Here is a 16,295-nt window from a genome sequence, read left to right on the forward strand (position 1 = left end):
CGGTGCGTGCCTTGGCCTACCGAAATTTTATGCCTGGAGATATGTTCTACCGATTGTTTGGATTTTTCTTGAATGGCCTCGCCCGTTTGGCTCCGAAGCAGGCGGGAAAGCTGGCCTTCTACCTGTTTTGCAGGCCGAAACGCCGGGGAATTAACGGCGAAGAGCGGGCGTTTCTCAAGGCCGGGAGTTTCAAAAAAATGGATGTAAATGGGCAGGTTATTCACCTGTATGGATGGGGAAGCGGCCCCAAAAAGGTACTTTTTTTACACGGTTGGCAAAGCAATTCTGCTCGTTGGCAACCGTATGTCGACGCACTGGAGGGGTCAGGCTTCCGTGTACTGGCCTACGATGCACCCGGACACGGTTTGAGTGGAGGCAATCGGTTTACCATTCCCGAAAATGCTGAGCTGATCCAGCGAATCACGAACGCAGTGGGTGGAGTTGATGCCGTGGTGGGCCATTCGCTAGGTGGCTATTCTTACCTATATGCGCGATCCATACATGCACTTCCAGCGGTAAAGCGGCTGGTAATCCTGGCTTCCCCGGTGACGATTGGGGCGTTGGTTGAGGTTTTTAGCAAGGCCCTTGGCCTGTATCCGAAAACGGTGGCTTGCATGATGGAGGAAATGGAAGTCAGGACGCCCGGAGGCCTGCAGCTTTTCGGGTTAAGCAAGCTGGCGGGTACGCTATGCCTGCCGGGACTAATCATTCACGACCAACAAGATGAACGAATCCCTTTTTGTCATGCGGAACAGCTCGCCGCCGTCTACCCCGAGGCAAAACTAATCGCCACCCGTGGTCTGGGTCACCGATTGCGTTCCGATGAAGTGGTTCAACTGGTTGTCGGATTTGTTAATGGGAGGTGTGAGTGAGACATCTAGAATCGAAATTCCTTTTTATCCAAGATGGCACCTTGGATTGAAGAAATTTTTTAGCTTTGTTTAAATACAAAAATTTGTCTTTTGAAATCTAAAATGATACTTTTATTATTAGTTAACAGAATAGCTTTGGTTGAAACAACTAGCTTTCTTGTCAATCAACCTAGAATCGGAGCGTAGTAAAAACCAGGGAGTTCTGAAATTTTGGTCAATGATCACCTTAACAAATTTTACTATGAAATACTTTTGGCATTTGATAGCGCTCTTTCTAGTTTTTGGGACTAGCCACTTACCTTGTAGTGCAGGGATTTGGCGCATTAATAATCAATTGGAAACGGATAAGTCGCAACGTGTTTTTTCGCAACTGGCACCTTTAAATGATGATGCGGATGTTTTGCCCGGTGATACCATTCACCTGGAAGGCTCACCCGTGAGGTACAGTAACTTTACCTGTACCAAGAGGTTGGTCATCATCGGGCCCGGATATTTTCTCACCGAAAATCCGGAAACCCAGGCCCGGGCAGAAGAAGCCGTTATTTCCACCATTAGATTTAATACCGGTTCCGAAGGTTCTATGGTAATGGGTGTGGTGTTTGACTATACCAGTAGCAGCGGGATTTTTGTTGCTACCAACAATATCACTATTCAGCGTTGCTACATGAGGGGTGGTGTAACCATCACTGATCAGACCGGTATTCGGATATTTCAGAATTATATGCTTGGAGACGTTGGTGGCTATACTTCAAGTACCGTTTTCAGTGATGTAGTGGTCCGCAACAATCTCTTTATTGGAGGTTCGTTTAATACGCGAAGGGGAAGTTTTTCGATTTGTGAGAATAATGTTTTTACAGGCAATAACATCACCATTAGTGCTGCCTCCTTCCGTAACAATATTATTACAAATGTAAATGCGGCTGTCACTATCACCTCCGGAAACCTGCAAAATAACCTGGCGGCAAATGGACAATTTGGAACTGAAAATGGTAACCGGAATGTGGACATAAGCAATGTCTTTGTGGAAGAAGGAAGTTCGGATGGTCAGTACCAATTGGCTCAAAATTCCCCAGCCAAGGGCGCAGGATATGAGGGGGTAGATGCCGGTGCTTTCGGTGGCGAGGGTGGCTACAGGCTTTCCGGTTTGGCACCGATTCCCCTGATTTACGATTTAAGAGTGGATGATGCGGGAAATGTAGAAAGTGGTGTGGGCATTCAAATTAAGGTGAAATCCAACCAGTAGCACCATGTTGAAACGGTACCTGGTATTTATTTTTTGTTTTTTGGTCGTCTATATATCCAAGGCACAAGAAATCCAACGTTTGGAGTACTTTTTCAATACGGATCCGGGTTTTGGAGCGGGCAGCCCCTTTACTTTTTCGGAAGGTGAAAAAGTAGAATCCGATTTTACGGTTCCCTTGACAGGCTTGGAAACGGGGATGCATGAAGTATTTGTCCGTGCGATGGATACAGAGGGAAACTGGTCGCACACCGCTTCTCAGATTTTTTTTGTCGATCCTATTCCGGCTAGCGATGTGAATCTACAATACCTGGAGTATTTTGTAGACACCGACCCCGGTTTTGGAAAAGGTGTCCGTGTGAGTTTACAGGAAAACCAATCCATTTCACTGGACATTACGGCAGTTCTTTCAGACAAAGACCTGTCTTTTGGTTTTCACGAACTTTATTTTAGAGCACTGGATAATAATGGAAGGTGGTCGCATACCACCAAACGGATTTTCTACCTTCAACCGGGTACGCCAAGCTTGAGTAAAATTACCCGGTTGGAGTACTACCTGAGTGATGGAGAATATATCTCTCCTCTTCAAACCCATGTGATTCCCGAACCTTCCACTTCCGTGGAATTGGATTTTCAGGCAGACCTTTCCTTTCTTCCCGATGAAAACAAGCAATACCAACTGTCCATTTACGCCGTCAATGAGTATGGGGTGCGAAGCCTGGTAGAAACGAGACCCCTAAGTGTATGTAATGGAGAACCGGCCAAGGCAGGATTTGACTTTGCTATTAATGAAGGGAGAGTAGATTTGACCAATACCTCCACATCGGCCGACACCTTTCAATGGATTATCGGTGAAGAAATTGTGGATCAAAAAGGTTACTTTTTTGAGTACGACGCTCCGGGTTGGTATCCGGTCTCATTGGTAGCAGGCAATATCTGTAATCAGGACACCTTGAACCAGGTGGTAGAAGTACCGGGAATACAGAATATTTATCCCAATTCAGGAAGCATTCAACAAACGGAAGCCAACCTGACCATTGCGGGCTTTGGCTTGGACTCCCTGCCGCAGGTTATTTTAAAGGCGACTGAAGGCGATGTCTATGGGCCGGTTAGCCTGATACGAGCAGATTCTATCCGCCTTCGGGTGCAGTATGATTTTTCACAAATGCCGATAGGCTCTTACACCCTACAAGTCATAAATGAAGAAGGGGCCGATACCCTCAGCTTGGAAAAGCCCTTCACCTTGTTGGAAGGCGGGACCATGCCTTATGACCAATGGGTAGAATTTGAGCTGGCACCGGACAGTACCTTCCACGAATCTGTCCTGATTCCTGAATCCGATAAGATGCTGGTCACCATGAAAAAGGCTGATCGTATCGGATATTCGGGAACATGGAGAGGGGAAATGTCTCTGTTTCTGGGTGAGGAACTCGTTGGGAAAACGGAAGGTACTTCCGATTTTGACCTGGAAGTAGAAAAGCCCTTATCCACGCTTTACAACGTAGAAATTCCCAATAATACCTCCCGGCCGATTACTGGCAAGGTAAAGGTATCTTTTGCACCAGATTGGCTTCCACCAAACGAATGGACCACAGGAGAGATTCTCAGGCCCTATGGATATGACTGGAAGTATGTGGATATAGGCTCCAATGTGGACACCTTGTTTTTTGAAACGGAGGGCTATGGATTATGGAGCACCATAGAGGTGTTTCAGGAAAGCATTACAGAACCCATTGAATCCTGGACCTTTAGCAATATGGGTGCAGGGTATGCTATAAAAGGGCATATTTTATCCCCGGAATCCGGCAGGTACTATATCCGTTACAAGGATTCCGCCGTGTTGCAAAGGACTGAAAATGGAAATCAGGTAAGGGATTACTTGATTTATGCGGGAGTTAGCAGTGCCAACGGTATTGATGTAGAAAATCGCTCCATTGAAGCGTTATCTCAATACGAAATGGGCCAGGGGAAAAATACCGTTGAATTGACCGGCCGTGGTTTCAGCGAACAGGATTCCATCATTTTGATGAATCGGGAAGATTCTACCTATTATGGCATGCATGCGGTCTTCCAATCAGGTAACAAACTGGTAGCCCATCAGGATTTTGGTCTCTTGCCGGCTGGGGAATATTTGCTGGGCATTTACGGCGGTCCGATCCAATTTCATGAGCAACCGCTATTTATACAGCAGGAGGTAAAACAGGAAGTTAAAGTGGAACTGATTGCCAGAGATCAGTTTAGAATCGGGCGTTATCAAAAATTCGTAGTGCGACTCACCAATCTCGGAAATGTGGATAAAAACTTTCTTTCCCTGTTTGTTTCCGGAATTCCGCCAGCAGCAAAAATCCGTTTTGATTCGGAAATCAGTACGATTGACGATAGCATTTATCCACTGGACTCGCTATCCCAATATGAGATTGTAGATGAGGAAATGGTCGTTCCCCTGTTTGTGAATAATTTACCTGCCGGAGAATCCCTGGATATAGAAATGAGCATTTACTTGTCCGAAATGCAGGATTTCGAGTTGCAGGTAGCCGTGGATGAGCTGTTTGAAGAAAAGCTGGATGCCTTGGGAAATGACGCGCTTGGTGAATATATCCGCTTGGTTTATGAACTGGATTCACTTTTTGAGGTGGTGCGGGACTTGCAAAGTCTAAGTGCTTCAAGCAGAAGAAACGATCTAATTGCTGACGAGCTTTTGGAGAAAACCAAAAAAAGTTATGAGCGGATTTTCGAAAAGATAAATAAGATTTCCGAGTTACCAATATCAAATGAGTGTTCCAGAGAGTTAGGTAAGGCATTCGGTGCAATAATCGGGGTGGCTGCAAACCAAACTATTGAAGAAGCTATTTATAATTACCTTTTTGGGGATTGGGATGATTGTATCTCCAAAACGGTGAGTACATTAAAGAACGATATTTGGGATCCGATTTCCAAGAACAGAGGAACAGGAATTTGGAACACCACTAAAAAAGTTTTTTTTCTAGCAGATTTAGCAATCAATATTGCTGATGCAACCGTAAGTTGTGGAATTGCAGTTATATCAACCGACCCTAGAGGAAAAGCTTTTGTATCGAAAGTAAAAAAATTATCAAAAGTTCTTCCAAAAACATTTTATCGTATGACTGTTCTACGTAAAAAATTAGATAACCAATTAAAAGGAGATTTAATAACGCTTTCTTTGGCCAATAGTGCTATTGAGACATTGAATATGGCAGATGTCTATTTTTTCCCATCTTTTGACGAAATTCTTGAAGCAGGTGTAGGAATTGGTCTTGGATGTAAGCAAGATGTATTAAGGGCAAAAAAATATATCCTGGGAATCTCCTCCGTCACTCCGGAAGACAAATATGGGCCTACCGGGTTTGACCAGGAAACGGATGGTGATCTGGCCAATAGAAAACGGTTCATTCCCCAAGGACAGCTTTTTGAATACAAGATCGATTATTGGAACAAAGAAGATGCGACCGCACCGGCAGCGGAAGTATTTATCCGGGATACCCTGGACATTAATTTTGATATCGGTACCGTTAACTTTACCGAGATTGGTTTTCTGGGCTGGAAAGTGCCGCTTGAAGGCGGACAGTATTTTAATGTAACCGTTGATATGCGGCCGGAAAAGGAATTGCTGGTGAATGTAGAGGGAACCGTAAATCCCGAATCCCGGGAGATTTACTGGGTGCACCGTTCCCTGGACCCGGAAACCATGGAACTTCCGGAGGACCCCACGGCCGGGTACCTTCCTCCCATTGATTCTACGGGATACAATATTGGCTGGGTGATGTTTACCGTAGAAGGACTAGACAGCCTTGGCCACAACAGCACCTTTCAAAACCAGGCACATGTCAATTTTGATGGGGTAGGTCCCTGGGGACCCGCTCCTCCGTATGGCCCGTATACCAATACCATTGACCAGCTGGCTCCGGATAGTCATGTGATGTCCTTGCCGGAACGGTCGGGAAGGGAATTTAATGTCAAGTGGGTTGGAACGGACGAGGGAGGAGGAATCGGTAGCTACGATATCTTTGTACGAGAAGACGATGGTGATTTTGAGCCCTGGTTGCAAGCTACCTCTCTGCAAGACGCTGACTTTACCGGAGAAATGGGTCGTCAATACGCCTTTTTTAGTGTAGCCACTGACCATACCGGTAATCAGGAAGTGAAGACCGATACGATTGAGGCTGTTACTTACGTTCCGGAATTGCCGGAGATTGCTCGCTTGGTTTCACCTCTGGAGTACGTGGTATCCGCCGATAAATTTTCCTGGACAGCTGCCGAAGAAGCGGATGCCTACACCCTTCAGGTTGCTGCCGACTCCCTATTTGAAGATTTGCTTCACGAGGAAGTAGTGGCCGATACTACCTGGACTACCGGACAAATGGAAGAGGGAAAGCTGTATTTCTGGAGAGTGATGGCATCAAATGTTTCCGGAGATGGAGAATGGTCTGAAGTCGGGACGTTCGAAGTGGATATTGTAACCGGTCTGGAATCGATTGGAAACTACCCGGAAACCTATTCTTTTGGTAAAGTGTATCCCAACCCAACGGATGGAGCACTTTTCTTTGAATTTTCTGTACCGGAACAAATAGATGTACGCATTGAACTATATAGTGCCACCGGGCAAGCCAGGAGATTGGTCCTGGATCGGAAACTGGATCAGGGAAGCTATCAGGTGCAAATGGATGTTCAGACAGAACCTTCCGGCCTGTATATTATTCAGATGCGTGCCGGGAATTTTAATGAGTCACATCGGTTTATCATTAACAAATAATCAGTTTGTGATGGTTTTTACCCGTTAGCTTTTCTGATACAGATATCTTACACTGATTTTGGAAAGGGCTACAAATTAAATCGCTCGTTGTTTATTTGACTCAAGCAAATTGATTGAGCCTTTGATGCATTCATTTAGGTTTTAGTAACTGAGATTTTATTGAAGAAAACATTGACCTAGCATTAATACCTAAAAATTCCCGCTAATCCGGTATCCGTAGGCATGGTATCCGGGGGCATCACGATCACGTTGCCGCCCATCTTTAAGACCAACTCGCTCATATCATCCAAAAGATCATCCACCCGGGGATTGTCCATGTCTTTTTTCTGGGTGTTGCCCGTTACTAAATTGGTGATGCGGGCGGCGATGATTCTGTCCGCTTCTACAAGCAAGGTGCCGATCCTTCCCTCCACCGCAGCTACGGCCAGTTCTTTATAGTCGTCTGTTCCTTTGCCAGCTGCTTTGGCCTCCTCATATTGCCCGGCATGATTTTTTAGGTTCTCCAGGTAGGCAGGCTCCATGACTTCCCAGGCCATTTTAGCCAATTTTTCTTTTGGCACAGCCGAAGGGTTTACCTGTATTCCTTCGGGTAATAGCGCGGAGTTTTTGTTCACTTGCTGAAAAAGGTGGTGGTGTTCCGGTAGGGCAGCTAGAATAAGGGGAATTCCGAGTGGTTTAGAGAAATTTTCTTCCACTTTTTTGGATACCACCCGAAAAAACCGCTCTGCATCCAAATCTACCTGGTCTTTTTTACCGCCATGGCCATGGTGCATGGCGGTACTTTCTCCCGCAGCTCCTCCATAGGAGGCTACGGTGTGGTGCTCATCTGTAAGTTCTTTGCCCAGGGCATCCTCCAGGGTGTTGGGTATGTCGTCGGAAAGTTGTATTTGTTGCAATGAATGCCTGTTTCCTTCGTATAAAGTGAATTCGTCCAGGCTCAAGCCCAAAAGGTGATAGCGGTCGGTGGACTGTAAATACTTCCGAAGTGGTTTGGTATGAAAACTATCGGCCACAATGGCCAGGCTTTCGACGGCTATGGGCAAGTTCACCACCTTGACAAAGTCGGGGGAACTAAATACCGCCAGGCCATCGAGACTGGTATTCCAAAAGGCATCGTCGCTGGATATTTTCTCCAGGGGAGCCAAAACAGTCCGGGTTTCATCGGCGCTGTATTTTTTGCGCAAGGACTCTTCCATTTCTTTCAACAGGTTTTTAAACCGAATCGGGTCTTGCCGGTTATCCGGATGGTTGCGGTAAGTTGGCATGTACAGCGAAAGGCAAGGTGCGCTCTCTGCTAGCAGTAAGTCGTGTATAAGTTTTTCGGATACTAATTGCATGGCAGGGAATGAATAGGGTGTAAAATTAAAATAACAGCTTAATAAAAAGCATTGGCTGAAAAAGGTGCAATCGCTATGCCAGAGTAGCGTTGGATTCCCAATTGTTTGTGAACAGGGCTTGGGGGCATTGAACGCAGAAAAATCACAGCGGAACCCAGACGATGGCTAAATTAATTGGCAGGGGCTTTTGGCAAGGTAAAATGAAATTGGCTGCCCTCTCCGGGCGTAGAGGTTACCCAGATATCACCGCCATGATTGGTTACGATTTTTTTGCAAGTTGCCAGGCCCAGGCCGGTTCCGGCAAAGGTTTGCTTGTTGTGAAGTCGATTGAAGGGTTGGAATAACTGCGGGAGGTTCTCCGGGTCGATCCCAATGCCGTTGTCCTCCACGGTGAAATGGTATTTTTCGGGATCCTGCCTCACATGGATGCGAACCCGCGGTTGGGTGTCTTCGGGTATAAATTTCAAGGCATTGGATACCAGATTCAAAAATAACCGATAGATGGAGTTTTGGTGGCCGGAGAGCTGCAGGTCCTGGGAGGGAAATACCATCCTGGCTTCTTTTTCGGCAATTCTCTTTTTTAGGTCGCTTCGCACAAGATCGAGCACTTCTGTCAACGAAAAAGTGCCCATGGAGGTCAGTTCCTTTCCCGCTTTGGAGTATTCCAGAATATCCTGGATCATTTGCTGCATACGAATAGAGCCATCCATGGCATAGTGTATGTATTGAAGCCCTTTTTCGTCGAGTTTTTTTTCGTATTTTTTCTTTAGCAAGGAGGTAAACCCGGAAACCATGCGCAGGGGTTCTTGTAAGTCGTGGGCCGTAATGGACGCAAATTGTTCGAGTTCCCGGTTACTCTTCTCCAGAAGTTCATTCAGTTCCTGGAGTTGTTGTTCGGTCTTTTTGGTTTCGGTAATGTCGATGATGATGGCAACCAGGGCAGGCTGCCCTTCGTACCGCATTTTTTGCAGGTGTACTTCTACCGGGTAGCGTGAGCCGTCTTTTCGCTCGTGGACGGTAACAAAAATCAACTTTTCCTGCGCTTCGGAGACCAACGGTTCTATGAACGATCGAAATTCCGCTTCCCCAAATTCGGGTTTGATATCGTAGGGAGTCAGTTTTTGAAGCTCCTCCATTCGATAACCGATATTTAACAAGGCACCCCGGTTTGCGTAGGAGAAATGGAGGCTTTTTGTATCAAAAATGTAGATCTCATTTAGGCTGTTTTCCATGATATTCGCCAATTGGGATTTCAGGGAAAGGGTTTGCAACTGCTCCGTCTGATCATGTAGAATGGCCATCATGCATTTTCTGCCGTTGTACACCAGTTCGTGAAGCAATAACTCCCCCTGTATCAGTTCGCCGTTCTTTTTGCGATGAATGGAGGGGTTCAGCTTGCCTGGCTCTCCTTTTCCCAGGAAGTGCTGAATTGACTCATAAAAAACACCGATTTCTTCTTCCCGAAGAAGGATTCCCATGCTATACCCCAGGATTTCGTGGCGTTCGTAGCCGTAACTGCGCAATGCAGCCCGATTGATCTCTAAAATCTCCAAGGTATCCACATCCAAGAGTATTTTGGGAAGAGGGCTGAAATCGAATAGCATCCGGTAATTGGCTTCCGATTCTTTGATTTTGATCTCGGCTAATTTTCGCTCGGTAATGGTTCTGGCGAAGAATGCGGCGCCCGTTATTTTTCCATGCTGCAGAATTGGATGGGCACTTAGCTCGATCCAAATCTCCATGCCGGATTCCAACTTTTCAGCCCGGCAATAGCTTTCGGTAAAGGATTCTCCAGCAAGTGCACGGGTAAAAAAGCTGCTAAAGGTTTGGTGCATGTCTGCCGGGATCTTTTCCGGGAAAAGGGCCGGGGAGCCGGGGTAGATCTTGGAACCAAGCAGTAGTTCCATTTTTTTAGCAAAGGCGTCATTAAAAGCAACAAGACGAAGGTTCGTATCGATGCTCCAAATGTCGTCGGTAGTGGTATTGATCAGGGCATCGCTATTCACTCGATCCAGCGCGCGCTGCTTTTCCATCTCGCGGTGGAGTCGGTAGCTTTGCTGCAAAACCCGCTGCTTTTTCCGCCCTTCCAATAAGGTGGTAACCTGGCCTGACAGTAATTTAAGGCTGCGCTTCTGCTGTTGGTCCAATACGGACGGTTCGGTACCAAGTAGGCATAAAAATCCCAACAAAAACCCATTGGGAGAGACCACCGGAAAACCTGCAAAAAAGTGGTATTCGGCATGGCCATTAAACAATTCAAGTGCTGTTTTGCGAGAATCCGAAATCACGATGGGCACATGGGCTTGTTTCCTGCCGAAGCCAGGGGGCAGTACGATCTCAGCAAGGCCATGTTGGGTAAATCCAAACGAGGATTTGGTAAAGGAAATGTCTTTTCCCAGAAAGGTGAGCATAGAGACGGGCGTTTTACCTATCCCTGCCGCCAACTCGGTAAGCGCATCGTATTCTCCCTCGGGTGGGCTGTCCAGAATATCGTACGAATGCAGTACTGCCAACCGCTCCCCTTCATCCGTGTCTGTAAAAGTGGATTTTTTCATGAAAAAAAATTCCGAAGTACAAATTTGGGTAGAACCTTAAATAAGGATTACCACTACAAGTAAATTTAATGGAATTTTTCCGAAAAAACACAAAGCGGCAAAAAATGTCCCCGGCAAAAAGAAACGAATTTTCAGTCTGCCGGGGAAGGTCTACCAATATACCATTGGGTTAATTCAATTTAAACCGGATGGGAACCCGCATTTTTACCGGAACTTCTACCCCTCTCTGTTTTCCGGGTGACCAGGAAGGAGCCGCTTTCAAAACCCGGAGTGCCTCATTGTCCAACCGCGAATCGACGCCTCGGAGCAGTTCCACTTGGTTGATGCCCCCTTCCGTGTCGACGATAAATTCCGCATATACGGTTCCTTCGACGCCTTCGCTGCGGGCTGTTTCCGGATACGTCAGATTTTTCCGAAGGAAGTCATTCCAGCCCTCCATGCCGCCGGCAGGTACGGGCATTTCTTCCACTACATCAAATATTTCTCCCCGCATCACCCGCTCGGATATCTGTTCCGGGCCGTTTTGATCCAGAACAGGTTGTTCTTCTGAGGATTCGCAGGCGAAGAATACCAGCAAAACGGCAAGTAAGGGTAGGGAGAGGGCGTAACCAAATCGGGCCAGCCGGGAGGAATTAGGTCGATACATCATCTTTAATCGTTTTTTGAGTTGAAATTGATTGAAATTATTCACTAAGGTGTGCTGAGGAACTGGTCGGATAAGGTGTAAGAGTAGCTCCACGTATGCGTCTTTGGCGTGTTTTTGGGTCATCTGCCGGTCCACCTGGTACTCGTGTACCTCCAGGAGTGCCTTTTCGAAAAACCGAAGGAAGGGATTGAACCAGAACGTGATCTTCAGGAGTTGAAACAAAACCAGGTCCAGGCTGTGCAGGCGGTGGGCATGGGCCGCTTCGTGGGCAAGGATCCAGTCTCTATCTGCCGGTTCGGCATTTCGGGGAGGCAAAAATATCCAATGAAAAAAGGAGGAGGGTTCGAATTCCGCGTGCTCCAAAAGGGTAAACCTGCCCCAGGTAGCCCTTGTAGCCCGGCTTGCCCTTCGGTAAAGCAATAAAAGACCCAAGCCCAGTCGCGCCAGAAAAAAAGCAACCCCGAACCAGTAGGTACCAATAAGGAGAGGTTGCAGGCCCATCCAGGCAGAGGCAGGTGCTACCTGGGATTCGTTTGCATTGAAGTCGAAAGCGGGCATGGCAAGTACCAGTGTATCCTTGAATGCAGCGCTTTGATCGGTCAGTGGGAGATGTAGTGCTGGAATTAGCCAGGCCAAAAAAAAGCTGCCCAATAAATAGGCCCGATTCCAGGCAAAAAAGGTGGTTTCTGCGAGACAGAATCGATAAAAGAGGCCGAAGACAGCCAGGCAAACGGTTGCTTCCAATAGGTAGTTGAGTAGCGGATTCATGAGGTATGCTGGTTTTTTAATGTCTCAACCAATTTTTCCAAATCCTCCAGATCTTTTCCGGACAGCTTTTTCTCTTTTACCATAAAGGACAGTACATTTTTGGCAGACCCTTCAAAATAGTTGGTGACCAATTGATTGAAACTTCGGTTTTGGTAGGCTGTCTTGCTGACCAAGGGGAAGTATTCGTGTGTGGTTCCGTAGGTACGATGGTCCAGAAATCCCTTTTTTTCCAATTGTTTCATGATCGAGGCTAGGGTGGTATAGGGCGGCTTTGGGGCTGGGTAGACGTTCAAAACGTCCCGCACCAGCGCTTTTTCCAGGCTCCAAATGATCGCCATTACCTGTTCTTCGTTTGTCGTTAATGATTCCATGAATCAAATAAACAAAAAATAAATTAGTTTTCCTACGAAGATATCGTAAATATACGAATATTTCGTATTTGAGGCTGTGGAGGCCGATTTTTTCATTAAATCATCGCTAAACCAAGGAATATCTTCGGGATGATTGGAGGTAGTTGGGACTTTTCGTATATTCATTGGCTGTACACAAAATCACGCGTCATGGAAAAATACCGTCTTTCAGTCAATGGAAAAATGCAGGAGGTTACTGCCCCCGCCGACATGCCCTTGCTTTGGGTAATTCGGGACCTGCTCTCACTCAAAGGGACCAAGTTTGGTTGTGGGCAAGCGCTTTGTGGCGCCTGCACGGTCCATGTCGACGGTGTAGCCACACGTTCCTGTAGTCTGCCGGTTTCGGCAGTTGGAGACCGTGCCGTGACCACCATAGAAGGTCTGTCTCCGACCGGAGACCATCCCCTGCAGCAGGCCTGGGAGGCCCATGTAGTGCCCCAATGCGGTTATTGCCAATCCGGGCAACTCATGAATGCCGCAGCGCTCCTGGCAGAAAACCCCCGCCCTAGCGAATCGGAAATAGAAGCAGCAATGGCCGGAAATTTATGCCGCTGCGGTACCTATAATCGCATAAAAGACGCAATCCTAACCGCATCATCCCAGTCCTAACCGCCACCGCTCATGATACCGAAACTCCCGTTTTTCTCGAAAAAAGAACCGATTGATAAAAGTAGGGTATACCTGCCCGACAGAAGGGAATTTTTGAAAATCAGCTCCCTGATCGGCGGCGGCTTTTTGCTTGGAGTGAATTTCCAATGTGCCGGACCCAAAGGGGAAACCCGCACGTTTGCACCGAATGCCTACCTGAGAATCGCCTCCGATAATACGGTTACCATCATCGCGCACCGTTCGGAAATGGGGACCGGTATTCGTACCACGCTCCCCATGGTACTGGCCGATGAGTTGGGTGCGGACTGGAAAGCCGTCCGCATCGAACAGGCCGTGGGTGATGAAGCCACCTATGGGGATCAGAATACCGATGGATCCTACTCGATACGCATGTTTTTTGAACCAATGCGTCGGGCCGGGGCCACCGCCCGTCACATGCTCAGGCAGGCAGCTGCCGAGCAATGGGACCTGGACGTTTCGGGCTGCGATACCCGCGACGGCATGGTAATACACGAAAGCAGCGGTCAACAAATCCCCTTTGGAGATTTGGTGGAACGCCTGCAGCAACTGTCCATTCCGGAAGAAGAAAGCCTGACGCTGCGGTCCCTATCGGATTACACATTGGTGGGAAAAGACGTTCCGATTTACGATATACAGGAAATTACCCAAGGTAAGGCGCGGTTTGGCGCGGACCTGGATCTTCCCGGTCAGCAAATAGCGGTAATTTTGCGCAGTCCCGTCGTCGGGGCAACGATTCGTTCCTACAACGAGGAAAAAGCCCTGCAGGTACCCGGAGTAACCCAGGTGATTAAAATCGCTGGCAATGGCTTGCACCCGGGGCTAAACAAGCCTTTGGAGGGCCTGGCTGTGCTGGCAGACCATACCTGGGCGGCGATGAAAGGAAGGGAAGCCCTGGAAGTAGATTGGGACCTGGGAGATAACTGGGATTACCAGTGCGCCACCCAGATGGAGGCCATGATTGCCAGTACCCAGCAGGAGGGCCGCCTGCGAAGGGAAAAGGGATCCGTCAAAACGGCCTTTGCTGGAGGTGGAAAGGCCTTCGAAAACACCTACCGGGCGCCGTACTATGCCCATGCCACCATCGAACCTCCGGCTGCCCTTGCGGATTATAAAGACGACGGAAGCATCGTAATCTGGGCACCCACCCAACATCCCCAATGGGCAAGGGATTCGGTAGCCGAAGCCCTGGATATGGATGTCTCCCGGGTAACGGTTCACGTGACACTGCTTGGCGGAGGCTTTGGAAGAAAGTCCAAGCCGGATTTCGTGGTAGAGGCGGCCCTCCTATCGAAAGCCATTCAAAAGCCGGTGCGGGTTCAGTGGACCCGGGAAGACGATCTCCACCACGATTTTTATCATTCCCATAGCGCGCAGCGAATCAAAGCGCAGCTAGATGGCAGCGGGAAATTGGTCGCATGGAACCACCATACCGTTTTCCCGGCAATTGGAGGCACCTCCAATGCCGAGGAACTGCATCCTTCGGACGGAGAAATGGGCTTGGGTTGCACCGACTTTCCCTACGATGTCCCGAATATACGCATCGAATCTCACGAGGCGCGGGCTCATACCCGGGTAGGTTGGCTGCGCTCGGTCAGCAACATTCACCATGCCTTTGCCATTTGTACCATGTTGGATGAAATCGCCGAAGATCAGAGGATGGACCCGGTAGACTACGTACTCTCCCTGCTTGGAGAAGACCGAAAACTCTCCTTTGCTGAAGAAATGAAAGGATCGTACCCAAACTACGGAGAGGCCATAGAGGAGTACCCCTGGGATACTGCCCGAATGAAGGCTGTAATTCGTAGGGTAGCAGCAGAAGCCGGATGGGAAGAGGCGATAAACCAAGGCAAAACCTTGGGATTTGCAGCACACAAGAGCTTTCTTACCTATGTGGCCTGCATAGTAGAGGTGGCCGAAGACGCGTCCGGAAACCTGATCATCCCGGAAGTCCACTACGCCGTGGATTGCGGAATTCCGGTAAATACCGACCGCATCCGCTCGCAGTTTGAAGGAGGGGCGCAATTCGCCACCAGCCTGGCCCTTTCCTCTGCCATTCGGTTTGAAAATGGGCAGGTAATCCAAAATAATTTTGATGGCTACCAAATCATTCGCATGCCAGAGGCTCCGAAAAAGATTTACACGCACATCATCGAAAGCACCGAAAAACCGACCGGTGTGGGTGAACCTCCCGTACCTCCCTTTATCCCGGCCTTGTGTAACGCCTTGTACAAATTGAAAGGGAAACGGATTTATGAATTGCCCATCAAGGAGGGGTTTGCCTGAAAAACGTACAACAAAAATGCGTTAGTAGCCAGTATCCAGACATAGCCGTATTGGATAAAACGTGCATCGAGCGAGACCAGAAAGGAGTTGGGAATGTCATGCCAAGATCCTAAAATAGGGCGCAGGAGCTGCCATATCTCGTTGGTCCTGTAGGGCGTCTATTGTTATTGAATGAATAAATCAGCCACTAGTGTCGTTTATAGGTATGCGGTAGCAACCCTCGCAGTGTTCGTAGAGAGGATTGGGACAAACCCATTGTGCCCGGTGCTGTTTCTACAGGCGTAAGGATTGCCGAAAAAAGTAGCACCTGCTGCGAGGCCTAAGCCCATGGGAGTATGGAACACATCTTATTTTGGGTGCATTTCTGAGGTTTCATTCGAAGCTGTTGGATTTCTTTCAACCTGTCCGTTTATTCTTCAATTGCTTTGGTAATCGTTTTGACAACCAAGGGTTGTGAGAAATTGATTTGATTCGAAATCAGGATCCTACCTTTCTAAACCTTCTTCCCTACTTTTTAGAAGCGTATCCCGTCAAGCCAGCTTCTGATGCGCGGCATTTTTAATCAGGAGAATCAGGCTAGACCAAAACAGAACCCAAATTATCGTTTGCAAAACCAAGGGAAACAGGGTGGTAAAAAAATATCTACTGAGGGAAAGGTTTGGTCTGATAAATGCGCCGTGTCACAAATTTCCCACTTTTTCTCGCCCCGCCTCATAAAGCGTATCTGTAGAAGAAAAGGTGCCCCTGAGATCGGTTTTCCAGTGATCGAACTTTTGGCTTAAT

The 16,295-nt window shown here is 47.8% G+C and carries 9 protein-coding genes; 5 read left to right on the top strand and 4 right to left on the bottom strand.

The features are described from left to right. Positions 1-11: 11 nt before the first annotated feature. The 3 genes from GCU44_RS08815 (at position 12) to GCU44_RS08825 (ending at position 6,883) form a co-directional block, all read left to right on the top strand. The gene (locus GCU44_RS08815) at positions 12-872 is read left to right on the top strand and encodes an alpha/beta fold hydrolase (RefSeq protein WP_154856004.1); all 861 of its coding nucleotides are present in this window, start codon (positions 12-14) and stop codon (positions 870-872) included. Positions 873-1,113: 241 nt separating this feature from the next. Continuing rightward, on the top strand, positions 1,114-2,115 hold the full coding sequence (locus tag GCU44_RS08820; RefSeq protein ID WP_154856006.1) for a hypothetical protein: 1,002 nt from the start codon (positions 1,114-1,116) through the stop codon (positions 2,113-2,115). A gap of 4 nt (positions 2,116-2,119) precedes the next feature. Beyond that, complete coding sequence (locus GCU44_RS08825) at positions 2,120-6,883, top strand: T9SS type A sorting domain-containing protein (protein ID WP_154856008.1); 4,764 nt, start codon at positions 2,120-2,122, stop codon at positions 6,881-6,883. A 182-nt stretch (positions 6,884-7,065) separates the two neighbouring features. Here GCU44_RS08825 and GCU44_RS08830 read toward each other — a convergent pair whose 3' ends face one another. The 4 genes from GCU44_RS08830 to GCU44_RS08845 all read right to left on the bottom strand — a co-directional run bounded on the left by GCU44_RS08830 (position 7,066) and on the right by GCU44_RS08845 (position 12,560). Beyond that, a complete protein-coding gene (locus tag GCU44_RS08830; RefSeq protein ID WP_154856010.1) occupies positions 7,066-8,220 on the bottom strand; it encodes a baeRF3 domain-containing protein in 1,155 nt (384 codons plus the stop codon). Positions 8,221-8,390: 170 nt separating this feature from the next. Beyond that, positions 8,391-10,775, bottom strand: coding sequence for a PAS domain-containing sensor histidine kinase (locus tag GCU44_RS08835; RefSeq protein WP_154856012.1), 2,385 nt, complete (start codon positions 10,773-10,775; stop codon positions 8,391-8,393). 169 nt (positions 10,776-10,944) lie between these two features. Beyond that, positions 10,945-12,189, bottom strand: coding sequence for a TonB family protein (locus tag GCU44_RS08840; protein WP_154856014.1), 1,245 nt, complete (start codon positions 12,187-12,189; stop codon positions 10,945-10,947). Further along, positions 12,186-12,560, bottom strand: coding sequence for a BlaI/MecI/CopY family transcriptional regulator (locus GCU44_RS08845; protein WP_154856016.1), 375 nt, complete (start codon positions 12,558-12,560; stop codon positions 12,186-12,188). Before GCU44_RS08845 ends, GCU44_RS08840 begins: the two co-directional genes overlap by 4 nt. Before the next feature lie 189 nt (positions 12,561-12,749). On the opposite strand from GCU44_RS08845, the gene GCU44_RS08850 reads away from it, so the two are divergent. Continuing rightward, positions 12,750-13,208, top strand: coding sequence for a (2Fe-2S)-binding protein (locus GCU44_RS08850; RefSeq protein ID WP_154856018.1), 459 nt, complete (start codon positions 12,750-12,752; stop codon positions 13,206-13,208). Positions 13,209-13,220: 12 nt separating this feature from the next. Then, positions 13,221-15,512 (top strand): xanthine dehydrogenase family protein molybdopterin-binding subunit, encoded by a 2,292-nt coding sequence (locus GCU44_RS08855; protein WP_154856020.1) that lies wholly within the window; start codon positions 13,221-13,223, stop codon positions 15,510-15,512. Positions 15,513-16,295: the final 783 nt, after the last annotated feature.

It is taken from the genome of Cyclobacterium xiamenense (genome assembly GCF_009467825.1).
Taxonomy (GTDB): Bacteria; Bacteroidota; Bacteroidia; order Cytophagales; family Cyclobacteriaceae; genus Cyclobacterium; species Cyclobacterium xiamenense.